Origin of the sequence: Microcoleus sp. B7-D4 (genome assembly GCF_036705125.1) — a bacterium.
In the GTDB taxonomy this organism is placed as follows: Bacteria; Cyanobacteriota; Cyanobacteriia; order Cyanobacteriales; family Microcoleaceae; genus Microcoleus.
Genome location: NZ_JAUBTT010000024.1, coordinates 1 through 22712 on the forward strand (window position 1 = coordinate 1; position 22712 = coordinate 22712).

Here is a 22712-nt window from a genome sequence, read left to right on the forward strand (position 1 = left end):
TACTCACTATTGTCTCGGATGATTCACTTTTACCCCCTCACTCCGTGTATGTGCCAGTTGGGGGTGCGGAATGTGGGATTGAAATCCCTGTCTCATAGCTGAAGTCCACGCTTTGTGGACTAAATTGAACCACAGTTTGATGAGACTGAGAAATTTGATAACGGGCAGGCAAGCGTGAGAAATGGTTGGCAATTCAGTATGGTCTCTGACCGTACTGAGTATATTTAGGATTTAAATAATTAAACTAACTGCCACTCAAGAATACCAAACTACAAAGTATAGGACGAAAAGAATATGGGTTTGTTGATCTAAGGATCGCGAATTAAATAACTTACAATTTTAATTGTTATTGTGGGATGGGCGTCCCGCCCATCCCACAAACTTGTGGAAGTTATTTAATTCTCATTCCTAAGCTGTTGTGCATTTAATTTGTATATTGAGGGCGGGATTTCCTGCCCAACCCCTACTCCCCACAAGAGGAAAAATTTATTTTACTATGCAATTTAAATGCGGATTAACTGATTGATTTCGCTAATCTTAGGATTAGTAATTACAGCCATGATTAATCGGTTAATGGGGATATAGCAACCGCCAAGGAGGTTTCTATACTAGCGTGTCTTTTTTATTCAAACTGACAACAAGGATTTTTTGTATCGGAGGCGGAATATGGATAATTTATCGGACAATTCAGCAGAGAAAACACAATATCTTGGTTTATGAACTCGGATATGGTGCAAGTTACCGCCCTTTATATATTCGGTTAACCGTACTAAAATAGCCACTTTGACGCGAGAACATTACCGCCCAATCTTCGTCGTTGATTTCAATATACAAAATTGCGATCGGCACAGACACAGCGATTGCCTAGTTATCGGGTATTAGTGATTTCCCTTCATTCCCTGTAGGCAAAAATTAGGTATAATTGGTGAGTGCGTATGATGATAAAAGTTTAAAAAAAGAATAGCCAGGGAGGGAAGACCCCAACCCCGATAGTGATTAGTCATTACCCATCTAAAATCTAAAATCTAAAATCTAAAATTGTATGGGCTACATCAAGATATTGACCGCAAAATAAAACAGCCGAATAAACGGGCCACTTGTTCTGATTAGTAAAGTAGCGAAACGAATAAGATATTAGGGCATAATGTTGTGAAAGATGGAACAGGGTATGGAACTAAATTTACAGAAATTTTATAGCGCCTGCAATCCCAGCTACACCCTGGCAGTAGCAAATCAAGAAGACAGACAATACTATATCGATTTCTCATCAGTGCGGGGCGGCACAATCGTAGAACAATTGGAGCGCACCATCAGCCGTCTGTCCCCGGATGCACCTACCTGTCAATTATTCACCGGTCACATCGGCTCTGGTAAATCAACAGAATTGCTGCGGCTGCAAGCTCAATTGCAGCAACAAGGATTTCATGTTGTTTACTTTGAGTCGAGTAAAGACTTAGACATGGCAGATGTAGATATCACTGACATTTTGTTGAGCGTTGCTCGTCAGGTGAGCGAAAGCATTGAGAAAATGAAAATCAAGCTGCAACCGACGGGTTTTAAAGCTTTGCTCAAAGGGGTTGCGGATGTTTTTCAAACTCAAATAGACTTGAGCGCTGAAGCTAATGTCCCTGGTTTGGGGGAAATAAATGCCAGCACGGAGGGAGAGTTTTCTCTGGCGCTGGGAATTGGGAAAATTACTGCTAAGGCGAAAGATGCTCCGAATCTGCGATCGGAGTTGAGGCAATATTTGGAGCCGCGAACTAACGTAATTTTAGATGCACTGAATAAGGAGTTGTTGGAGCCGGCTAATCAAGAACTCAAACGCCAAGGAAAACAAGGACTTGTAGTAATTATCGACAATCTCGATCGCATACACCTGTGCGCGAAACCGACGGGGCGACTGCAGCCGGAATACCTGTTTGTCGATCGCGGCGAACAGTTGGCCAGACTAAATTGCCACGTCGTGTATACAATTCCTTTGGTGCTGATTTTCTCTAACGATTTGGGCCAGTTGACCAATCGATTTGGGGTAGATCCGAAGGTTTTGCCGATGGTGCCGGTACAGTTGAGCGATGGTTCTGAGTGCTCTGAGGGTGTGGAATTGCTGCGGCAGATGGTTCTGGCGCGTGCGTTTCCCACAGTGCACCCTTCGCAGCGCTATGCTTTGGTAGGCAAAGTTTTCGACTCTGCGGAAACTCTCGATCGCCTGTGTCGAGTCAGCGGGGGTCATGTCCGCAATTTGCTGCAACTACTGTATGGCTGTCTGCAGAAACAAGACCCTCCTCTGTCGCGGGAAACTTTGGAAAATGTGATCGTCCAGCGCCGCCACCAGCTTACTTTGGCGATCGAACCTGATGAGTGGCAATTGCTGCGCCAAGTATCCGCTACCAAAACTGTGAACGGGGAAACTAAATACCAAATATTGCTGCGGAGTCTCTGGGTGTTTGAATACCGTTACGGCGAGGATTACTGGTTTGATGTCAATCCGATTTTGGCTGACGCCAAAGAGTTTCGACAAACAGTTGACAGTTGACCGTTGACAGTTGACAGTTGACGGTTGACAGTTGACAGTTGACGGTTGAAATCGCTCTTCGGTCAAACGAAGTTCACTTCTAGCGGACTAAAGAATAAGGGCGTTATTGTAGCAGGATGTGCTATGAAAACTAACAAAAGTCAACAGTCAAAAGTCAACAGCATTGCCCGATCGACAGTCAACTCTCAACAGTCAACCGTTAACAGTCAACAGTCAACAGTCAACAGTCAACTAACAACAATGATTAAAGGCACTACTAAACTGTTGGGAGTAATTGGTCATCCCGTCGAACATTCTCTGTCGCCGGCGATGCACAATGCTGCTATTTCCCACTTGGGAGTCGATTTTGTTTATTTGCCGTTTCCAGTAAAACCAGAGGATTTAAAGGTTGCTCTTGCAGGATTTGCGGCGATCGGCGTTCGGGGATTTAGCATCACGATTCCGCACAAACAAGCAATCCTACCGCTGTTGTCGGAAGTTTCCCCGATCGCCCGATCGATCGGCGCAGTCAATACCGTATACCTGACTGACAAAGGTTGGTGTGGCACAAATACTGACGTTGAAGGCTTTCTCGCGCCGCTGCAACCCCCCCCAACCCCCCCTTACCAAGGGGGGGCTAAAGACGCGACCTCTCCCTTAGAAACGGGCAATACGGCTATCGAATCCTGTCCCCCCCCTTACCAAGGGGGGGCTGTTGAATCCTGTCCCCCCCCTTACCAAGGGGGGGCTGTTGAATCCTGTCCCCCCCCTTACCAAGGGGGGGCTAGGGGGGGTTCCGATTGGAGTCAGAAAGTAGCGGTAATTTTGGGGAATGGCGGGGCGGCGAGAGCTGTTGTGGCTGGATGCGCTCAATTGGGATGTGCAGAGATTCACGTTGTCGGCCGCAGCGAACAAAATTTAGCGGAATTTCAGCAGAGTTGGGTCAATTCTCCGATGCCCGTGCATAATTTGCAGGTGCATACTTGGGATAATTTGTCAAGTTTAATTTCGCAGGCAGATTTGCTGGTGAACACGACGCCTGTGGGGATGTATCCGCAGGGGGAAAAGTCGCCGGTTGCGGCTGGTGAGATCGATCGAATTTCAGCAAGTGCGATCGTCTATGATTTAATTTACACCCCTAATCCTACCCAGTTTCTCAAAGATGCACAGCTTCGGGGAGCGCGAGCTATTGACGGACTCGAAATGCTAGTTCAACAAGGAGCAGCCGCCTTAAAAATTTGGCTGGATCAAGAATCCGTCCCAGTTGATGTGATGCGCCAAGCCTTGCGACAGCATTTAGGTCTAGATTAATGCCATTTCTTCAAAAAGTAGCTGTAGTTTTCAGAATTCCTATAAGCCGGAATTTGAGGCCCAATTCGCGCTAAGCTGAGAATTAAAATATACTTGCCCCGCAATTTATGAAATTTCGAGCTATCAGCCTTTTTTTTGCTACTTGCCTAATCGGAATTTTTAGTTTGGTCTTCACTCCACCTGCTTGGGCTCTGACGCAGATTAAACTTTCCGACCTTTCTTATCGCGAATGTCCGGCAGAAATGGGAGAAGGAACAGTCACCAGTGGCAGTTCTATGGAAGCTACCTGCTTTTTGATTACTGGGAAAGCTGAAAATAGCACCGGCAAACCAGTTGTCAATGCCGATATTTTCGGCCGCATTTATGATGCTGACGACAATCCGGTGATGCAAAACCGGACTCGGTTGGGTTCTATAGAAGAAGTTCCTCCCGGAGTTAGCGATTTTCAGCTCAGAATTTCGGTTGCCGCCAATCAACGAACACCTTTGAAGCTCAAGCAATTTAAAGCTACAGGTTTTACTGGCGTGGTTCGCCGCTAACGAAACTATTTGAGATTTTAGATTGCTGAGAAAGAGATTTTGGGTTGGCTGGCCGTGAAATTGCGATGCAGTTTGAGATTTTAGATTTTCGATTGTTGAGTGGCTGGCAATTTCTCATTTCTCATGTACGATAAACTCCCCAGCTTTTCAACCGGGGAGTTTATCTAAAAATGTCAAATCTAAAATTTAGTTGTCGGCAGCTAGGTCGGCAAAACAATTTACGCTCGATGCTTAAAAACTTAAGCTTTTCAAACTACAAGGATGTTTGCAAGCTGGTCAAAAGACCAATCAAGAATTCCGAGCCGAATTGCAGTACAAAAAACGCAATCAGCGGCGAAAAATCAATCCCTCCCAAGGGGGGGATAATCGATCGGAATAGATTGAGGTAAGGGTCTGTTAACTGACTCAAAATTGAAAACGGGGGGTCGTACCAATTGATGTTAGGGAACCAGCTTAACAGCACCCGAATAATCATCAGGGCTACATAGATTTGCAGAAATGTGGACAGCGTGGTTGCCAAAAGGCCTATTGAAGAACTCATAAATTTTGCTTGTAGTTTGAGTAAAGTTTACAGACACTTTAACTTAAAGTTTAGCATAGGTCGGGGAGAGGGGGAGCATGAGGCTGTTTACGGGCGGGCTAGAAGACTAACGGCCCACAATAAAATTCACTCTTGGCTTCACAGGCCCGAAAGGCCTGTAAAGCGAGAATGGTGCAAGATGTCAGTAACGCGCATCGATCTGCCAGACTAATCTAAAATTTTAAAGGGATTCAGGAGTCGTTGGCGATCGAACCCTCGCCACCCGGCGCCGGCGCGTTCCCGTTTACGTCGCCGAGTTGCAGCCGCACGTCATCTATTGCCTGATTTAGCTGAGCAATTTTATCTTCTAAACTCAGCCTTGCTACTTCCATACTGTCGGCTTCGAGTTGGCTGGCTTTCCTCTGGCGGATCTTTCTTGTCTTTGCGTCTGAAGGTTCACTCAGCAAAGCTTCAGCAGCGCGCCGCGACAGCACCGCGCCCAAAACTGCACCCACCAAGCCGCCAACAGCAGCTCCGGCAATAAATCCCCCTGTAAAACCCTCTCGATTGCTCATGGATCAACTCAACTGCGCGATATTTCTTTGATTTGTTTATTTTGACACTCTCCCGGTGAGAAACCGGCAGACGATTTTAGATTTTAGATTTTAGATTTTAGATTGAGATGCCCAGCGCGAAAAATCATCCGCAAAGAGAAAGCCTAATGAGCATCAAGTTCGGTTAGTTGTCAGGTAAGGCGAGAATTCCGACTTCAGAGTTAAAGCGGATCATTTCCAAAGATCGATCGCCATAAAGATCTTCAATGTGCTCCAAGCAGCACTCGATCGCGAAATCGTTCAATTCAGTCGGCTCAACGCCGTACATATCCTGAAACACCTCTGAGTCTACCCGACAAAAGCGCGGTCGATCGGCATAAATTCCGCATTCTCGCGTCGCTCTGTCAAAATTGATACACCAACCGTCCTCTCCGACTAAGCTCAAATAGAGCGCTAATTCCTCTTCAGATAAATACTCGTCTAAGTCTGGGCGCTCTGTTGGGTCGAGGTAACAACAAGCACCGCACTGCTTTACGCAACGCCAAGTAGCCATAGTTTGATTTTAGATTTTAGATTTTAGATTTTAGATTTTAGATTCGGAGCATTATGTGGAAAATGCCAAACTTTAGGAGATTGGGGCTCTTCAAGTATATCAATTGCCAGCGCCGGAGGCGGATATCCCGAAGGGGCGGTTCGATTTTAGATTTTAGATTTTAGATTGGGGGACTTTCCGGGAAGGGGCATCAAGTCCCTGGTTTCCTGTGACTGAGAGGTCGATCGTAGTTTACATTTTGTTGAATTTTGTAAAGTTCCTTAAAAAATATGGTCGATCGCCCGGTAAAATCAGAAGCGGATTTTCTAATGCAACAATCTAGACTTAATCACTACAGTCAGGAGGACAAATGGACTTTATAACCGATCTTTTCAGTGGTATGGGTGGTGTAGACTACCAACTCATTGTTCAGGTAGCTTTACTCGCAGCAGTCGTGCTTTCTGGCCCGATCGTGATTTTTCTCTTGGCTGCTAAAGGCGGCGACCTGTAATTATAGCACGCTAGGCGGCGATCGAGAGTTGGGAGTTTTGAGTTTTAAATTATTCAAAATTCACAACGCTTGATCGCCAATTTTCCCTGCTGCACGAGCTTTGTTATCAAATACCGAGTTATCAAATACCGAGTTATCAAATACCGAGTTATCAAATACCGAGTTATCAAATACCGAGGGCGTGTTTAGCAGTTTGAATCAAATTCTCAAAAAAAGGTAGAGATACATCGACTTCTCTAGCATCCTTGCGGGAGTTGCCTAACAAACCGATGTTTTGTCCGGGTGCAACAGCCAAAACTTGCCCTTGAGAGTTGCGAATTCTCAATTCCTCGATCGATCCGGCTGGAGACAGACTGCAAGAATAAGTGCGATCGCAATAATAAAACTCAACTTTTCCGAACATCGGCGGCCTGGAACTAGCAACACTTGCGGGCAGCCGGACACCCAACAATTCTAACTCCACCGATGTCTTGCCATTAAAACTATTTTCCCGCAATCGGTAAGCAATATCAACCCGCCGAGGCAAAGGAAAATATTCGCCCCAACGCCAAGCAATCGCCTTCACACTAGCCGATACATTTCCATCTTGAGTTGCAGTTAGTTTAACGTGACCTCCTTTACCCACAATTTTCTGTTCAGTTATGCAAACATTAGGCGTCCAAAATACAGGAGCCTTATTTTCAATCCCGCAAGGTTCTAGAGCATCAATTTGTCGGTAAAGGTCAAGATTAATCTCAGCCAAATCCGCTCGCACGTCAACTGAAACCAGCGGTTTTAAGTGTTCCGGCTGCAAACATTGATTGGCAAAAATCGACAATTGGCTGCGGAATTGTTCGAGATTCTCAGCAGGCATAGAAAAACCGCCAGCCGCTTTGTGTCCGCCAAATTTAGTTAATAAATCCGCGCAAAAATTCAGCCCATCAAATACATTAAACTCAGGAATTCCCCTCGCCGAACCCCGGACAATTTTAGCGGGCGGGCACGGGGGAACGGAGGAGGATGAGGTTGTAGGGGCGGTGCCCCCGTGCCCGCCCTCATCCTCAAAAGTACCAATAAACACAGGTACGCCGTAGCGTTCCACCAACCGAGAAGCTACAATCCCGATCACCCCGTGGTGCCAACCCGGTTGCACCACAACTAAAACTCGTTCTTGCTGCAAGTCGATCGCCTTTTCCTCGCACCAAGCAATTGCTTCCTGCTCAATTTCCTGGCACAACTCCTGCCTACGCTGATTAATTTGTTCGCACTGCATCGCGTTTTTAAGAGCTAATTCGCGATCGTCCGTAGTCAGCAACTCTATCACAATTTGAGGGTCAGCCAGCCGCCCCACAGCATTAATCCGGGGCCCAAGCCGAAAACCAATATCTTCAGGCTTTAAGGAATTTTGAGTAGGGGCGGTGCCCCCGTGCCCGCCCGTGAGTTTTGAGTTGAGAATTGAGGGACTTTCCCCACTTCCCGGCTGCACTCCCGCTACCTGAATCAAAGCCTGAATACCAGCCAATTGCGAGTGAGGCAACAGCCGCAAACCCCGCTTCACCCAGCGCCGATTAACTCCAGTCAAAGGCGCTAAATCCGCAATAGTTCCTAAAGTAAATAACTCCAGCAGCGGATTTACCAACCCCCCAACTTTCTGCATATCAATCGCCAAAGTAATAGCCAAAACATAAGCAACGCCTACGCCTGCCAAACCGCGATAAGGGGAAGATTCTGCAATTAATTTCGGGTTGAGAATAGCATCAGCCGGTGGCAGTTTTGGCGGCAAGTCGTGGTGGTCTGTAATAATAACTTTGACGCCGAGTTCTCGCGCTCTGACAACCGGGCCGTAGGCTGCAATTCCGTTGTCAACCGTGAGAATGAGAGCGACACCTTCGGAGTGAAATTCTTCTACAATGCGATCGTTAATCCCATAACCTTCTCGCATCCGGCTCGGAATAGCATAATCCACATTTGCCCCCAGAGCCCTCAGAGCTCGCAGCAACAAAGCGGTGCTCGTCATCCCGTCAGCATCGTAGTCGCCGCAAATCGCAATTTTTTGCCCTCCCGAAATCGCCTCCCGCAACAATTTGACACTCGCAGCCAAATCGGGAAACTCATCCATTGGCGCGGGCAAAACCAGAGATTCCGGTTCGATAAACCCTTGGACTTCTTTAAGCGAATCGATGCCCCGGTTAATCAGTACCTGTGCCAGCAAGGGCGACAAACCGATTTCAGTGGCAAACTGTTCGGCTTGCTGTGGTTGAGGCGAATAAATTTGCCACCGTTGGTTTGGCAATCGGTGAAAATGCGGGGGCACAGATGTCGGTAGCTCTTGCACGGAATCTGAGGTTTAAAGATACATGATTAATCTTACCGAATTAAGTGCCTCAGTCAATCAATTTTAGATTTTAGGTTTTAGGTTTTAGATTTTAGATTGATCCTAAATATGAGTTTTTTGGGTAAAATCCAAAGGTTGTTTGTAGGAAAGCTTTTTTCGGAAGCTCTCACCGCACCCAAATAGGGATACAAGCCCCCGACAGCAGTCGTGGAGACCAAAAAATTTTAGACCAAAGTTTAAACGCCCCAGGTTTATCTGTGGAGTCAATCTAAAATCTCGAATCTCAAATAGACTGAGGGGAGCTGCAGAACTAAGTGTAGCAGGCATTTGTGCGGCAGGCCCTAGGGCGCAGACTACTAATTTAATGAGGAGACTTGCATGAGTGGCGATCGACCACCTTGGTTTAAAATTGCATTACAGGTTCGGGGGTCTGTCATTCCCTCAATTTTGCCCCGCGTTTTGCTGTGCGGCGGCTTTGGAGTTCTTATTTCCCTGCTGCACTTTTTAAAGTGGCCGGTTTCCTTACCAATTTTGTCGAGTATTGTACCCAGTATTGTCCTCGGTCTACTGTTAGTTTTTCGGACAAATACAGCCTACGAAAGATTTTGGGACGGTCGAAAAATGTGGGGAACTTTAGTCAACAACGTCCGCAATTTGGCGCGCCAAATCTGGGTAGCAATTGAGGAAAAAGACCCGCAGGATATCGAACTCAAAAAGTCAGTCCTGCGCCTGTTACCCGCCTTTGCAGTGGCCCTTAAACTGCACTTGCGGCAAGAATCAGTCAATCCAGAGTTGGAGCCGTTAATGTCCCCAGCGCACTACCAAAAGCTCAAGTCGATGAACAATCCCCCTCTAGAAATTGCCTTTTGGATTGAGGATTACTTGCACGAGCAGTATGAGGGCAATTGCGTTGATGTCTATCAGTTAACTGGTATGAATGAGTTGCTCAACTCTATGATTGATGTATTAGGTGGCTGCGAGCGGATTTTGAAGACGCCTATCCCTTTGGCTTACGCGATTCACCTGAAACAACTATTGTTGCTTTACTGTTTAGCCCTGCCCTTTCAAATGGTGAAAGATTTGGGTTGGGGAACCGGCTTAGTTGTGGCTTTAATTAGTTTTACTTTGTTCGGCATCGAAGAAATCGGCATTGAAATAGAAAATCCCTTCGGGCACGATGACAATGATTTGCCTTTGGACAATATTTGTGCTGCCATGCAGCGCAATATCGACGATTTAATTTCTTTATCTCCTAGCGTTCATGAACACGTGAAAGATAAGTAGAGTCATTCGATTTTAGATTTTAGATTTTAGATTTTAGATTGGTATATAAAATCTAAAATCTAAAAGCTTCGGATTAATTTTTTTTAACAATCAACCGCATTAACCCAGCCAATACTAACAATACAGGCGTCAGCCAATCTCCCCACCGCACGTAAAAAGTCCGAGTTTGCCGCCGATAGATAGTAGCATCTCGGACTTCATAGGTATTAATCCCAGACTTCCAAACCGTCTCGCCGCGAGGATTTACAAAAGCAGAGTAACCCGTATTAGTTGCGATAACTGCCCATCTATCCGTCTCAATTGCCCGCATCACATCTAGAGCATGATGTTGATCCAACATTGGCGGTTTGTAGTGGGCATTGTTGGAAGCTGTGAGCATAAATTCGCCTCCCTTCGCCGCCTGATATCGGAAAATTTCCGCAAACGCCGAATCGTAACAAATTCCGACAATGGCGCGGCCAAACGGCGTATCAAACAATTGTTGAGAATTGCCGGGTACTAAATGAGCATCTAAGGGCGAAAGCCGATTAATAATCCCGCCTAAGATTTCGTAAAAAGGGATATATTCGCCTAAAGGCACTAGCTTTAGTTTATCGTAGCGACCGACAATTTCTCCAGTGCGATCGATCGCCAATAAGCTGTTAGTGATACTATTGTCTTGCTGTCCGAATCCTCCAACCCAAGCCACAACGCCGCGTTCGAGAATAGCTTGGTAAAAGGAAAGAGTAGAACGTTGATACTCGTTTGTCCAGATAAAAGGCAAAGCCGTCTCTGGAATTAACACAGCATCGACTTTTCTGTCGGCTAACTGTTTGTATCCAGTGGTGTAACCTTCCAAAGCGCGCCCCCAACCCGCTGAGTCAAACTTAATCTCGTTAGGAATATTGCCTTGAATAATGCCAATTTTTAATGATGTTCCCGCCTCTTGAATTAAAGGCCGATTGTACAAACTCCAGCCTGCAATATGCAAAACTAAAAATAAACCCGCAGGCAAAATATAAGCAACCGACTTCTTCCCTCGGACTTCTCCCTTCTTACCTCGGGCTCTCTCCTGCTTCCATCCATCCGTTACATCCGTTACATCCGTTACACAATCCGTTGCCGAACTTCCTTCTTCCTTCTTCCTTCTTCCTTCAAGAAAAGCTTCGGCGATTAAGCCATTTACTGCTACAAGAGCGGCTGTTACTGCGCTGGGCCCGGAGAGTTGACCGAGGTGCAATATTGCTAAATTGTGCGGGCTTTGGGTATAAGAGAGAGATGTCCACCACAGCGAACCTGTACTCCAAATACTTTCTAAGGCGCACCACAAAGCTGTGCCAATTAAAACGCGAGTTAATGCTGAAAATTTAGAGCTACCCCCCCCAGCCCCCCCTTGTAAAGGGGGGGAGTTAAGAAGAATAAGATCGGAGCTACCCCCCCTAGCCCCCCCTTGTAAAGGGGGGGAGTTAAGAAGAATAAGATCGGAGCTACCCCCCCCAGCCCCCCCTTGTAAAGGGGGGGAGTTAAGAATATGAATAGGATTTTTGCCGGGTAAAGTTAGAGAGTTGAGAATTACAAATAGCCACGCCCAAACGGCGACTAAGGCGGCTCCCCAGAGGGTGATGAATGCCCAGCAAAAAAGTGCGATCGCCAAACTCGGCCACCAAGGAACTCCCAACCAAGTCATCGGGTGAATTCCCATAATCCAAGATAAGGCTAATCCGTGATAGCCAATTCCCCAGAGTAAAGGAAGAAGGAAGAATGAAGCAGGAAGAATGAAAAATTTTTGTTTTTTTACTTCTTGAAGAGGCTTTTCATAACTAACAACCAAAATCCAGAGGGGAACTAGGGCTACCCAAGCCAATAGCCAAGCATTTACTGGTGCGGTTGTCAATGCCATCAAAATGCCGCTGAAAAGTGCGATCGCCCAGGCTAATGTTTTGGATTTATGAACCACGAGTTTTTCAAATTTGTGCCTGTTAAATATCGCCACTTTGATGATTGCCAAAAATAATAATTCTTAATCAATATATCAGATCGATCGGGAAGAAGGAAGCTCGGCAACGCGCAGTGTACGAGATTTAACAGATTTAACGGATTTAACTGAGAAGTTGCACCATTCTCAATAAGCTTTTTATGAACAGGCAAGATGCCTGTTCCACAAGAAAATTCACTCTTTGTGGAACAGGCATCTTGCCTGTTCCTGAGAATGGTGCAAGATGTGATATTTAACGGATTTAACAGAAGGAAATCTATCCAATTCTACTTGCCCAAACAAAAAGCGCCCCTATTTCTAGGAGCGCTTTTTGTTAAATCAAAAGCTAAATTTAGCCGTTGATGGAAGGAGCAACCATTGCTACAGGAGTTGTCTCACCGGCGGCCAAGTCGAGAGGGAAGTTGTGAGCGTTGCGCTCGTGCATCACTTCCATACCCAAGTTAGCGCGGTTGATGACATCAGCCCAAGTGTTGATGACGCGACCTTGCGAGTCGATAACCGATTGGTTGAAGTTGAAACCGTTCAAGTTAAACGCCATCGTGGAAATACCCAAAGAGGTAAACCAGATACCGACAACTGGCCATGCACCTAACAAGAAGTGCAAAGAACGGCTGTTGTTAAAGCTCGCGTATTGGAAAATCAAACGACCGAAGTAGCCGTGGGCTGCAACGATGTTGTAGGTTTCTTCTTCTTGACCGAATTTGTAACCGTAGTTCAAAGATTCAGTTTCGGTTGTTTCGCGAACCAAAGAAGATGTTACCAAGGAACCGTGCATGGCGGAGAACAGAGCACCGCCGAAGACACCAGCAACTCCCAACATATGGAAGGGGTGCATCAGGATGTTGTGCTCGGCTTGGAACACGATCATAAAGTTGAATGTGCCGGAGATACCCAAGGGCATACCGTCAGAAAAGCTGCCTTGTCCGATCGGGTAGATCAAGAATACTGCGGTGGCTGCTGCAACTGGTGCAGAGTAAGCGACGCAGATCCAAGGACGCATACCTAAGCGGTAGGACAATTCCCATTCACGACCCATGTAGCAGAAAATGCCAATCAGGAAGTGAAATACTACCAATTGGTAGGGGCCGCCGTTGTACAACCACTCATCGAGGGAAGCTGCTTCCCAGATGGGATAGAAGTGAAGCCCGATCGCATTCGATGAAGGAACAACAGCACCAGTAATGATGTTGTTGCCGTACATCAAGGAACCAGCAACTGGTTCGCGGATGCCGTCGATGTCCACTGGAGGAGCAGCGATGAAGGCGATTATGTAGCAGATGGTAGCGCTGAGTAGAGTTGGGATCATGAGCGTCCCGAACCAACCTACATAAATGCGGTTATCCGTGCTAGTTACCCAGTTGCAAAACTGCTCCCAAACGTTGGCGTTTTCGCGACGCTGTACGGTTGTTGTCATAAGAAACATTCGGTAAGTGGGAAACGACTCGGCGGTTTCAACCGCCTTGAATCCCTTGCGGGGTTGGAGAGGTATGGTTGCCTCTCCGGTGAGGTATGGTTGCCTCAATCTCCTTTTCGGGGTAATGTTCGCTTCGCCAAGGTTATCGGGGCTTGTCACGCTTACAGCACTGTCGAGAGTGACTTTAAGACTGTTTAACTGTAAACAACAGAGCGGAAAACTAGCGTCGCATTTTCCGGTGTTATGACCCCAATAACGTAGTCAGTGAAGACTTAGGCTGGTCAATACAGCTTGCTTGATTTCTCTTACAAGCTCAGTGGCTTTAGCCCTGAGTTACTGACTTGGTTTATGATGGCTTAATTGAATTTTCAAGGTTCGTTGTGGGGATGCCCCACGCTTATATTAGTAACACCATTCACTCTAGTTTGCCAAGGGATTACTGCTGACAATTTAAAGATTTTACAAACATTTACAAAAATTGGATTCTTGGTAAATATTTATAGTTTTTTACAAAGCAATATTACCCACATAACCGGTTAAATATAGCGACCTGAAGAACTGAATCTATTAGCTGTAGATGGGTTCAGCAGTTTTAGCAAATTATTTTTTTCAGGTCGATTCTCTTTCTGTTTAAATATCTCTTAATTACGTCTGGGGGAGAGGATTTTTAATATTTATTCACATATAGCCGGTGGATTCTGCGAGGGGAAATTTTTATCGGGAGAATAGTGAAAAGCGGGTTTCTAGTGCGGGCTGCATTCTCAATAATCTCCAATCCACGGGGTTTATTGACGAAAAAAGAAACCCGGTTTCTGAAGCGCTGGGCAATAGAAATCAACCGGGTTTCTGAGGATGAGTCCGCAAGTTCTGCGTAAAAATTAGGCTTTAGCCTGGGGGCCACTTCATCTGCCGTCCGCCGAGAATGTGAAGGTGCAGGTGGTCTACAGTTTGGCCGCCGTCGCTGCCGCTATTAATGACGACGCGATAGCCGTTGCTAAGTCCGAGTTGTTCTGCTACCCGTTTGACAGTCAGCAGCAAGTGCCCCATGAGAGCATGATCTCCCGACTCGGCATCGGCTAATTTGGCAATAGGCTGTTTGGGAATGACGAGGATGTGGACGGGTGCTTGCGGATGGATATCTCGGAACGCGAGGGCCAAGTCGTCTTCATAAACGATGTCTGCCGGAATCTCTTTGCGGATGATTTTGCTGAAAAGCGTTTCTTGAGTTGTCATGGGTGTTAACGAACGAAGGAAGAAGGAAGAAGGAAGAAGGAAGAAGGCGGAAGGGGGAAGAGGGAAGAAGGCCCAAGTGGGAAGTGGGAAGAGGGAAGGCCCAAGTGGGAAGGGAGAAGGGGAAGTGGGAAGAGGGAAGAGGCAGCAGGAGAGAGGGAAGAGGAGAAAAAGAAGAGGCAAGGAAAAGTTTTCTTGCCTCTCCCGATATTCATTAGTCATTGTTAATCATAATAGATGATGAATCAAGGACAGGCAAATTAAGGATAAAGAAAAATGCTTGCTAGGGTTTGGAGTGCATCGATCGTTGGAATTGACGCGGTAAAGGTGGGTGTTGAGGCTGATGTGTCAGGGGGGCTACCGAAAATCGTCGTTGTGGGGTTGCCCGATTCTGCGGTGCAAGAAGCTAAAGAAAGGGTTAAGGCTACGCTAAAAAATTCTGGATATGCTTTTCCGATGCGGAGTATTGTGATTAATTTGACTCCGGCGGATTTGCGGAAGGAGGGGCCGAGTTTTGATTTGCCGATCGCCATTGGCATTTTAGCAGCATCCGAACAAGTCAGCGGTCAACTTTTGGGAGATTATTTGTTTTTAGGGGAACTTTCTTTAGATGGGAGTTTACGGCCTGTGGCTGGGGTTTTGCCGATCGCCGCTGCTGCTCAAAAAATGGGTATTTCGGGGTTGGTTGTACCGGCTGGTAACGCGCAAGAAGCGGCTTTGGTGCACGGAATATCTGTTTATGGTTTTGAGAATATTTTTGCAGTTACTGATTTTTTGAACAATCCTGAAGTTTATTCGCCTGTAGAAGTAAACGGTAGAGAAGAGTTAGCCAAAACCCGGTTTTCGGGTCTAGATTTAAAGGATGTAAAGGGGCAAATTCACGCGCGGCGGGCTTTGGAAATTGCGGCGGCGGGGGGACACAATTTAATTTTTGTGGGGCCGCCAGGGAGCGGTAAGACTATGTTGGCGAGGCGTTTGCCGGGTATTTTGCCGCCGCTGACTTTTGATGAAGCTTTGGATGTGACTCAAATTCATTCGGTGGCTGGGTTGTTGAAGGATAAGGGGAGCTTGGTGGGCGATCGACCTTTTCGCAGTCCTCACCATTCGGCATCTGGCCCTTCTTTGGTAGGTGGCGGCAGTTTTCCGCGTCCGGGTGAAATTTCTTTAGCACATCGCGGCATACTTTTTTTGGATGAATTAACTGAGTTTAAAAGAGATGTTTTGGAGTTTTTACGACAACCGCTGGAAGATGGTTATGTGACGATTTCTCGGACTAGACAATCAGTGATGTTTCCGGCTCAATTTACATTAGTTGCTAGTACGAATCCTTGCGCTTGCGGTTATTACGGCGATTCGATTCAACAGTGTACTTGTTCGCCGCAAAAGAGGGAGCAATATTGGGCAAAACTTTCGGGGCCTTTGATGGATCGGATTGATTTGCAAGTGGCCGTAAATCGTTTGAAACCCGAAGAAATTACGCGACAGCCGACGGGGGAGGAGTCGGAACCGGTGCGGGTGAGGGTGCAGCGGGCGCGAGAGCTCGCTACTCGCCGTTTTCAGTCGGAATCTAGTTTGCGCTGTAATGCGGAAATGCAAAGCAGTCACATTAACACATGGTGTCAGTTGGATGATGCTTCTCGGAATTTGTTGGAGATGGCGATTCGGAAGTTGGGGCTTTCGGCGAGGGCGAGCGATCGCATTTTGAAGGTTGCTAGAACTATTGCTGATTTGTCGGGGGATGAAAGCTTGAAAACGAATCATGTGGCGGAGGCGGTGCAGTATCGGACGATCGATCGGATGCAGTAAGTCAATCGATTTTAGATTTTAGATTTTAGATTTTAGAGGCGACCCCACGGATAAATGCTCTTTCTTGAGGATTTTCGATTTTCGATTTGGGATTGATTCCACGGATAAATCACGTGGCGGGTACCACCTTTGAAATTCGCTTGTCAGCACCGGCTCAAAAGACACAATACCCCGATCCCCGACTTCTTAAAAAAGTTGGGAATATAACAGTTGATTCGGCGATTTAAATCGTTTCTAAACATACAAAGTCCCAGCCGAGGGGGACTGAGGGATTAAGCGGGTATTTAAGCTGGATTGATGTTGCCAATTATTTAATTGAGCCACTGAAACGCCCCGATTTTCCCATGTTTATTGTCGGATTTTGTGCTGCATAGTGCCCGGATCACTGGTGACACTTGTGTAAGTTCTGTTTGTGTTAGATTGGGGGAGGCGACAGCAAACCAAGGCAGCAGTTAAAGTGGCGATAGGAAGCTTTAGACCAACTGCCCGAAAGCTAATCAACTCAATTGTATCAGCGCAAATATCAAGAGGTTTATCAGCACGTCTAGGAATCTTATTCTGAGGCCACACGCAGTATTTAGACCACTGCAGCTTGAAGCTGGTGTCAATGCCACCCACCCACAGCTTTTGTCAAAAATTCCTCATAATTTCATCAAAAATTCATCAAGTTTTTACCCACTTTTTGTCATTTTTACTGTAATTTATGATACCGATCGCCCAAGTTGCCCGAAGATCCACAACGGCAGAATTTTTAATATTTAATTTCCCGCTCTCCCTCTCCCTCGCTCTCCCTCGCTCTTCCTCGCTCTTCCTCTTTCTCTCGCCCCCTCTCCCTGTTTCACCCTAAAATTTGAAATTTTTGAGTGACGAATTATGGCACGATCGCAGCGCGTTTTGATACCATTCAATCAAGCGCAAGACAATCAGGGAATGCACTGGAGGTGTGTAAATGGAGCTTTTCGCAGAACAAAAACGGTGCTTGGATTGCTTGGTAAGCTCGATCGAGCAATTGGGAGGTCAAGTAGACATTCCCAAGCTGGAGCAGATAGCTGAGCTAATCATTCAAACAATGAGAGGGCCTTGGCGCTACTTTCACACGTCGGAACACATTTTTGAGGTCGGGGGGTCAGTCGATCCGATCGAGGTGCTGGCTGCGCTGTTTCACGACCTCGTGTACGTGCAAGTCGATCAGGGCGTTAGTTTCAATATTAGCAGCGCCCTTTGTCCTTTTGTCAAAGAGGTGCGATCGCAGTTAGTTATTAGAAATGAAACCGAACTGCCCGACGATGCCATGTATCACCTAGTGGCCTCAGTATTTGGGTTTATTCCCGGCAAGACTCTCTCTCCGTTTGGCGGCCAAAACGAATTTTTGAGTGCCGTTATTGCTGCCAAATCTTTGGAGCCTTTTTTGCCAGCTAGTACGATCGCCGAAATCGCCGCTTGCATCGAAGCTACTATCCCTTTTCGTCCCGTTTCGCCCAGCGGTTTGAGCGCGATCGAACTTTTGCACCAGCGTTTGGTAAGTGCGAACCGCGATTTTAACTTGGGATGGAGCGATGCCCAAATCGTAGAAATTGTCAAGCGTGCTGTCAGGTTAGCCAATCGGGATGTAGAGAATTTTGCCTCTCCCAATTCCTCTAATTTTTTAGACAATACCTGGAATTTGATGCCAGAAACCAACCACGAATTGACCAATGTTAATTCCTATACTGTTGCCGGATATCGCAGGTCTCTGCAAAAAATGGAAGGATTTTTGAACTTCCTCAAACCCGAACTGGTTTTCCAGCAGTTTATGCAAGAGCCGGACGATGCAACCTACGCTAACCTGATTGCTAGAACTCGCAAAAATATCGAAGTTGCTAAACTTTATCTGGGGGTCAAGCTAATTACTATCGCCATTTTAGAAGCTCTTTCCTACCGTTTGGGGCGCGATATTCCGCTTTCAACTATGATGGGAGAATTGCGTACACCAGGATTTAAAACCTCGGTTTTGGAGGATTACTTACCCAACAGACAGAGCGCCTACCCCTTAGACAGTCAGTTGCAAAGAGAAGTGTTAGACCTGCTAGAAATAGGACGCAATCAAGAATCGCGCTATGATATTAAAAACTCCCCGGTTTCTACGTTTATTATCAAATCTATCGGCTTTGCTGAAACAGAAAACTTTTTGAAGAAAGCTCAAGAGTTTTTTGCAGATCCTACTTCTTCGGAAGAGTTTCTCTCTTACTGCGCTCCCGATGTCATCGAGACCATCACCTCCGGCGTGATGAAACTCTTTGACAGCAGGAAGACGGCTTTAGGGAAAGTTAAATTAGTTCACCAAACTGTTTCTTAGGATAGGTTGGCACACTCTTAAAACGTTTTCCACCGCAGAAACCAGGTTTCTTGAGTTCAGCCACAATGTCCGGTTAGTCTGAGATGTTGCACCATTCTCGCTTAACAGGCTTTCGCGCCTGTTTCACAAAGAATGAGTTTTCTTGTGGGGAGTAGGGTTTGGGCAGGAGATTCCGCCTATAGCAGGCTTATTGATAATGGTGCAAGATTTCACTTTAAACCCTAAAAAAAAGTCCTCTTTAACTAATATGTTGCACCATTCTCAATAATCCTTTTTTGGGCGGGCTAGAAGCCCACCCCACAAGAAAATCTACTCTTTGTGGAACAGGCATCTTGCCTGTTCTTGAGACGCAAGATGCCTGTTCCACAATAAAATTTATATTTTGTGGAACAGGCATCTTGCCTGTTCTTGAGAATGGTGCCAGATATCAGCTTTAAAGGACTTTAGCGATGAGTCTGGCGTTTGAACCCCTGGCAAACTAATTCGACATCAAACTTCTATTGCGGTGAACCAGTCGCACCCTCTGCGCCGGAGTTGCTTTCAGGTACAGCCGTATCCGTAGGATTAGACTCGCTCCGGCTTTCGGTATTAGTTTCGCCGCTGGTACCTGCTCCAGGAGCGCCCTCATCTTGAGTTGGAGAAGGAGTAGCTGAACTCTCAGGTGCTGCAGTTGGCGGAGTGGAAACTGGCTCATCCTGCGGATTCGGAACCGTAGTATTGGTATTATTTGACGGCGAAGATGGAGACGGCGCTGCTTGCTGAGCGGGTGCATCTTGCTGCTGTGAATTTGGAATTGTAATATTGATATTGGGAGCCGGACTTGCTTGAGGAGCCGGAGTTGCCTTTTGAGCTGGACTTGGTTGAGGACTCGGGGTACCCTTTTGAACGGGAGATGGTTGAACCGGAACCGGAACAATCTTTTGAATTATCGTTTTTTCTCTCTCTATAGTCCGAGTCGGAGCTGGTGTTGCTGAAGGCTGATTCGCTTTCGGTACAACAATCACAGGAGCAGCAGTAGGAGTAGGAGCCTCCTCACCCCGATTGAAGTAATATACACTGCCCAGAACTAAGCCTACCAAAGAAGTAAGAAGAATCCCTAACAGTAACCCGCGACCAGCATTCTCGTTATCGCGGACTTCTTGGACTCCTACTTGGCGGTGGTTTTCGGCAATTTCACCCTGTACATAACCTTGGTGATGAGCTGCTTCTTTAGAAGCCTTCGCAGTTGTACTCGGAACACTTGTAGTGGTTCGCGTTGTACTGACGTGACCGTTAGTTGCATCGGTGTGAACTTCTTGATGAATTTCACGGCTAGAGCTATTTTCTTCGTTAGGTTTCATAATTATCTTCGCCACAACTATTCAAAAAATATTTGTCTGTAGGAGATGCTCTGGTTGGAAAACTTGAGCTAAGCTGTTGAGCATTTGAATCACTTATTTCAACTCACTGTCAAGATTCAGGCAAGATTCATGTGTAAGCATTTGGCGTTTTGCTCATACCCAGTTTAAATGCTTAACAGCTTTCTGCTTCGGGAGTTTAGAGAACTTTTGGTTTTTCCTTCATTTGTATCGAATCTAACTCGCCAATATATTAACCAGGCTCTACCCCCAGAGTGATTGCCCAAGTCTCCAAAGGAATAGGATTAGCCGGACTTCAACAAAGAATACCCGCTAAATGAGTTATTTATAATGCTTGCTGTGCAAGCATATAGCAAGCCTTGCAGGAGTCGTAAAAATTTTACGACTCCTGCAAGGCTTGCTATATTTATAAAGCCAGTTTGTGCTTGAAATTTGTTCAAGTCCGGTTAGATAACCACAATTAAGTTTTTAGTAGTAAAGACAAGTTTTTTCTCATCTAAGGTGTCACGCATTTAAATTGCATATTCAGGGCGGGCTTTCTGGCCCAACCCCTACTCCCCACAAGACGGCGAATTGTTTGTTGACATTCTATTTAAATGCTGAACAGCTTATCAATAGATGATAGTCGTACTCACTACCAACAAGCTTGATTACGGGATATTAACCGGACAGGAGCCTTACTAACAACTGAGTTTTTTACTCGGTTCTTTCAATGATGATGGTAAGGTGAGCGACTAATGCACCTATCGCTCCTATTGCTGCAATGACTGGAAACAAGGCCGCACCGATGACTCCACCGACTACTCCCACCGTCAGAGGAACTTCTACCAAAATCCGTCCCTCTTCATTTTTGATAATGATGCGGCGGATATTTCCTTCGTGAATCAGTTCTTTAACTTTAGCAACCAAATCGTCCCCGTTAATCTTCAATTCCTCGACGCTAACTTTTTCTTGAGTATAAGTAGGGGTTTCTAAAGGAGTCGTTTCAAAATTAACTTCACTAATTTTGTCGGCCGAAACTTTGTCAGATACAGGTATTGATTCGAGTTCTCTTGTCCCGACTGGTTCTTGTAGGCGTTCTGTAGGTGTGTCCATTTTTTGTTCTCCTTTTAGGTAAAAGTATTTTTGTATAGAATTATATTGAAATATAACACGCAACTTTTTTTGAATCAATCATTCTTTTGGGTGATCTTGCTGCTGCTGTCGTGCTTTTCTGAAGGTTTGATGATGAAAATTGCCTCACTCTCTCGCTTCTGGGGTTATCCCATCTGTCCCTCTCTCCTTGTGCGGTTTAGTTAACTGTCTGCTTCTAACCCCCGCACCGCGTAACCCTTGAAAAACTTCCAATCCAGACAGCGAAAGGATGAGAGCGACTTTCACACTCTCTGAGGCTCAGACTCAACAGGTGTACAGGTTGAAATACTGACATTGTACTGAAAGTACGATCGTCCCGCCGTGTATAGAATTACCACCTCTCGTTCGGGAAACCGCACATGGAAACCGTCGCTTACTTTCCTCAAATGTCATTTCAATTTAGCTCAGTGCGATCGCCCAACCAAACCCCACCCCCCGATGTTCCTCAAATCAACATCTTAGAGTTTCTAATGAGAATTGCCTAAAATCAAGGGGGAGGAGAAGAAATAATGATCGAAATATTACCGCAACCAAACCAACTTCGTCAAATTGAAGTTGAAGTTGGGGAAAATTCGGGTACAATAGAATTATTTATTTCTGCTTCCTCTTGATTCTCCGTCTCCGATTTGCCAGCGACAGAATGTGAATTTCAAGTTGGTGCCCCGACGGTACTTTTGTGGAAACTTTTAAGGCAGGTTAAGGGGATGTGTGGAATGTGAGTTTTAGTTGCGATCGCACAACTTTAGCATCTGCCGGGAAAAATTTCCTCGGTGAAACTTTGGAGTGTCCATGCGGCTAAAGTATAAGCTGCCGAACTTGACAAATTGCTCGCCATCGGCTGTCCCTGGCTCGGAGACTACCTACAATACAATATTCGGGTTGAGTGCGATCGGCATTTGTGCAAAAAAACTGACAATTGAGATTTATTGGCAATTGCCGGAAACCTGTTTTGCCTGAATTTTAAAATCGGGCGATCGGCGGCCGATTTGTCGCTATTCTTGTCTTATTGTAATATAATTTGACGCAAGGGGTAATACGAAATGTACTGCCACAGGTCGCAGATGTCTATCCATCTGAACCAAGTTAATGTCATCAAACATTAAAAATAGTTATGACTGTTATATTCGGATTAGCAAAATCTTGGATATATAAAATTTACTACATAGTCAAGTTTCAAAAGGGTGTCTGCTGTTAAATCAATCTAACCTGCAATATCGTTTCGGGGGACACCAGCACGATTTAAGACAAAAAAAATCCTGCTGAATTAACTCGATTCCAGGGAGCAGAGGGAAGTTGATAACTAAGCTATAAAAAGAGTTGAAAAGGCCGTCTAAATAGTAGGCAAGACTCCAGCAGCCAACCGCAACTGCCAATTACCAAAGG

At 45.9% G+C, this 22712-nt stretch carries 19 protein-coding genes; 10 read left to right on the forward strand and 9 right to left on the reverse strand.

The window, feature by feature from the left end:
- Positions 1–1168 precede the first annotated feature (1168 nt).
- The 3 genes from QUB12_RS11925 (at position 1169) to QUB12_RS11935 (ending at position 4362) form a co-directional block, all read left to right on the forward strand.
- A complete protein-coding gene (locus QUB12_RS11925; RefSeq protein ID WP_333306874.1) occupies positions 1169–2533 on the forward strand; it encodes a P-loop NTPase fold protein in 1365 nt (454 codons plus the stop codon).
- Between the two features lie 240 nt (positions 2534–2773).
- Positions 2774–3823, forward strand: a complete 1050-nt coding sequence (locus tag QUB12_RS11930; protein WP_333141713.1) for a shikimate dehydrogenase — start codon at positions 2774–2776, stop codon at positions 3821–3823.
- Positions 3824–3930: 107 nt separating this feature from the next.
- Positions 3931–4362, forward strand: coding sequence for a hypothetical protein (locus tag QUB12_RS11935; RefSeq protein WP_190657424.1), 432 nt, complete (start codon positions 3931–3933; stop codon positions 4360–4362).
- Positions 4363–4615: 253 nt separating this feature from the next.
- Here the strand turns inward: QUB12_RS11935 and QUB12_RS11940 are convergent, their stop codons facing one another.
- The 3 genes from QUB12_RS11940 to QUB12_RS11950 all read right to left on the reverse strand — a co-directional run bounded on the left by QUB12_RS11940 (position 4616) and on the right by QUB12_RS11950 (position 5989).
- Positions 4616–4903 carry a YggT family protein gene (locus tag QUB12_RS11940; RefSeq protein WP_333102770.1) on the reverse strand — a complete coding sequence of 96 codons (288 nt, stop codon included), beginning with the start codon at positions 4901–4903 and terminating at the stop codon, positions 4616–4618.
- Positions 4904–5133: 230 nt separating this feature from the next.
- On the reverse strand, positions 5134–5457 hold the full coding sequence (locus QUB12_RS11945) for a hypothetical protein (RefSeq protein ID WP_333141715.1): 324 nt from the start codon (positions 5455–5457) through the stop codon (positions 5134–5136).
- A gap of 163 nt (positions 5458–5620) precedes the next feature.
- Positions 5621–5989, reverse strand: coding sequence for a YkgJ family cysteine cluster protein (locus QUB12_RS11950; protein ID WP_333141717.1), 369 nt, complete (start codon positions 5987–5989; stop codon positions 5621–5623).
- Between the two features lie 349 nt (positions 5990–6338).
- Here QUB12_RS11950 and psb30 point away from each other — a divergent pair, with 349 nt between their 5' ends.
- Together psb30 and QUB12_RS37570 are read left to right on the forward strand one after the other, a co-directional pair.
- Positions 6339–6479, forward strand: a complete 141-nt coding sequence (gene psb30, locus QUB12_RS11955; RefSeq protein ID WP_333054512.1) for a photosystem II reaction center protein Ycf12/Psb30 — start codon at positions 6339–6341, stop codon at positions 6477–6479.
- Positions 6480–6579: 100 nt separating this feature from the next.
- Positions 6580–6699, forward strand: a complete 120-nt coding sequence (locus QUB12_RS37570; protein ID WP_445252029.1) for a pentapeptide repeat-containing protein — start codon at positions 6580–6582, stop codon at positions 6697–6699.
- Here the strand turns inward: QUB12_RS37570 and QUB12_RS11960 are convergent.
- A complete protein-coding gene (locus QUB12_RS11960; RefSeq protein ID WP_333306876.1) occupies positions 6646–8793 on the reverse strand; it encodes a DHH family phosphoesterase in 2148 nt (715 codons plus the stop codon). The two genes, QUB12_RS37570 and QUB12_RS11960, sit on opposite strands and share 54 nt — an antisense overlap.
- Before the next feature lie 378 nt (positions 8794–9171).
- Between QUB12_RS11960 and QUB12_RS11965 the strand changes: the two genes are divergently transcribed.
- Positions 9172–10077 carry a bestrophin family ion channel gene (locus QUB12_RS11965; RefSeq protein WP_333306878.1) on the forward strand — a complete coding sequence of 302 codons (906 nt, stop codon included), beginning with the start codon at positions 9172–9174 and terminating at the stop codon, positions 10075–10077.
- A 73-nt stretch (positions 10078–10150) separates the two neighbouring features.
- On the opposite strand, the gene lnt is transcribed toward QUB12_RS11965, so the two are convergent.
- From lnt to QUB12_RS11980, 3 genes are all read right to left on the reverse strand, one after another.
- Positions 10151–12049: an apolipoprotein N-acyltransferase gene (lnt, locus tag QUB12_RS11970; RefSeq protein ID WP_445300663.1), complete on the reverse strand. Its 1899-nt coding sequence runs from the start codon at positions 12047–12049 to the stop codon at positions 10151–10153.
- A gap of 334 nt (positions 12050–12383) precedes the next feature.
- The gene (psbA, locus tag QUB12_RS11975; protein WP_333306880.1) at positions 12384–13466 is read right to left on the reverse strand and encodes a photosystem II q(b) protein; all 1083 of its coding nucleotides are present in this window, start codon (positions 13464–13466) and stop codon (positions 12384–12386) included.
- 885 nt (positions 13467–14351) lie between these two features.
- Entirely contained in the window at positions 14352–14699 is a 348-nt protein-coding gene (locus QUB12_RS11980; protein ID WP_006631073.1) for a histidine triad nucleotide-binding protein, read from the reverse strand.
- A gap of 2 nt (positions 14700–14701) precedes the next feature.
- Between QUB12_RS11980 and QUB12_RS11985 the strand changes: the two genes are divergently transcribed.
- The 3 genes from QUB12_RS11985 to QUB12_RS11995 all read left to right on the forward strand — a co-directional run bounded on the left by QUB12_RS11985 (position 14702) and on the right by QUB12_RS11995 (position 18837).
- The gene (locus QUB12_RS11985) at positions 14702–14914 is read left to right on the forward strand and encodes a hypothetical protein (protein WP_333306882.1); all 213 of its coding nucleotides are present in this window, start codon (positions 14702–14704) and stop codon (positions 14912–14914) included.
- A gap of 58 nt (positions 14915–14972) precedes the next feature.
- On the forward strand, positions 14973–16502 hold the full coding sequence (locus QUB12_RS11990; RefSeq protein WP_333306884.1) for a YifB family Mg chelatase-like AAA ATPase: 1530 nt from the start codon (positions 14973–14975) through the stop codon (positions 16500–16502).
- A gap of 949 nt (positions 16503–17451) precedes the next feature.
- Positions 17452–18837: a hypothetical protein gene (locus QUB12_RS11995; RefSeq protein ID WP_333306886.1), complete on the forward strand. Its 1386-nt coding sequence runs from the start codon at positions 17452–17454 to the stop codon at positions 18835–18837.
- Between the two features lie 497 nt (positions 18838–19334).
- Here QUB12_RS11995 and QUB12_RS12000 read toward each other — a convergent pair whose 3' ends face one another.
- Together QUB12_RS12000 and QUB12_RS12005 are read right to left on the reverse strand one after the other, a co-directional pair.
- Positions 19335–20177, reverse strand: a complete 843-nt coding sequence (locus tag QUB12_RS12000; RefSeq protein WP_333306888.1) for a hypothetical protein — start codon at positions 20175–20177, stop codon at positions 19335–19337.
- A 714-nt stretch (positions 20178–20891) separates the two neighbouring features.
- Positions 20892–21290 carry a DUF4342 domain-containing protein gene (locus QUB12_RS12005; protein ID WP_333141735.1) on the reverse strand — a complete coding sequence of 133 codons (399 nt, stop codon included), beginning with the start codon at positions 21288–21290 and terminating at the stop codon, positions 20892–20894.
- A 398-nt stretch (positions 21291–21688) separates the two neighbouring features.
- On the opposite strand from QUB12_RS12005, the gene QUB12_RS12010 reads away from it, so the two are divergent.
- On the forward strand, positions 21689–21814 hold the full coding sequence (locus QUB12_RS12010; protein WP_333173889.1) for a hypothetical protein: 126 nt from the start codon (positions 21689–21691) through the stop codon (positions 21812–21814).
- The last annotated feature ends 898 nt before the right edge of the window (positions 21815–22712 follow it).

Bases quoted from the DNA above. Each gene is read 5' to 3' on its own strand.
- QUB12_RS12010 (WP_333173889.1), top strand. From the start codon at position 21,689: ATGGAAACCGTCGCTTACTTTCCTCAAATGTCATTTCAATTTAGCTCA.
- QUB12_RS11990 (WP_333306884.1), top strand. From the start codon at position 14,973: ATGCTTGCTAGGGTTTGGAGTGCATCGATCGTTGGAATTGACGCGGTA.
- QUB12_RS12000 (WP_333306888.1), bottom strand. From the start codon at position 20,177: ATGAAACCTAACGAAGAAAATAGCTCTAGCCGTGAAATTCATCAAGAA.
- psbA (WP_333306880.1), bottom strand. From the start codon at position 13,466: ATGACAACAACCGTACAGCGTCGCGAAAACGCCAACGTTTGGGAGCAG.
- QUB12_RS11925 (WP_333306874.1), top strand. From the start codon at position 1,169: ATGGAACTAAATTTACAGAAATTTTATAGCGCCTGCAATCCCAGCTAC.
- QUB12_RS11945 (WP_333141715.1), bottom strand. From the start codon at position 5,457: ATGAGCAATCGAGAGGGTTTTACAGGGGGATTTATTGCCGGAGCTGCT.
- QUB12_RS11995 (WP_333306886.1), top strand. From the start codon at position 17,452: ATGGAGCTTTTCGCAGAACAAAAACGGTGCTTGGATTGCTTGGTAAGC.
- QUB12_RS11980 (WP_006631073.1), bottom strand. From the start codon at position 14,699: ATGACAACTCAAGAAACGCTTTTCAGCAAAATCATCCGCAAAGAGATT.
- psb30 (WP_333054512.1), top strand. From the start codon at position 6,339: ATGGACTTTATAACCGATCTTTTCAGTGGTATGGGTGGTGTAGACTAC.
- QUB12_RS11930 (WP_333141713.1), top strand. From the start codon at position 2,774: ATGATTAAAGGCACTACTAAACTGTTGGGAGTAATTGGTCATCCCGTC.
- QUB12_RS12005 (WP_333141735.1), bottom strand. From the start codon at position 21,290: ATGGACACACCTACAGAACGCCTACAAGAACCAGTCGGGACAAGAGAA.
- QUB12_RS11940 (WP_333102770.1), bottom strand. From the start codon at position 4,903: ATGAGTTCTTCAATAGGCCTTTTGGCAACCACGCTGTCCACATTTCTG.
- QUB12_RS11935 (WP_190657424.1), top strand. From the start codon at position 3,931: ATGAAATTTCGAGCTATCAGCCTTTTTTTTGCTACTTGCCTAATCGGA.
- QUB12_RS11965 (WP_333306878.1), top strand. From the start codon at position 9,172: ATGAGTGGCGATCGACCACCTTGGTTTAAAATTGCATTACAGGTTCGG.
- QUB12_RS11950 (WP_333141717.1), bottom strand. From the start codon at position 5,989: ATGGCTACTTGGCGTTGCGTAAAGCAGTGCGGTGCTTGTTGTTACCTC.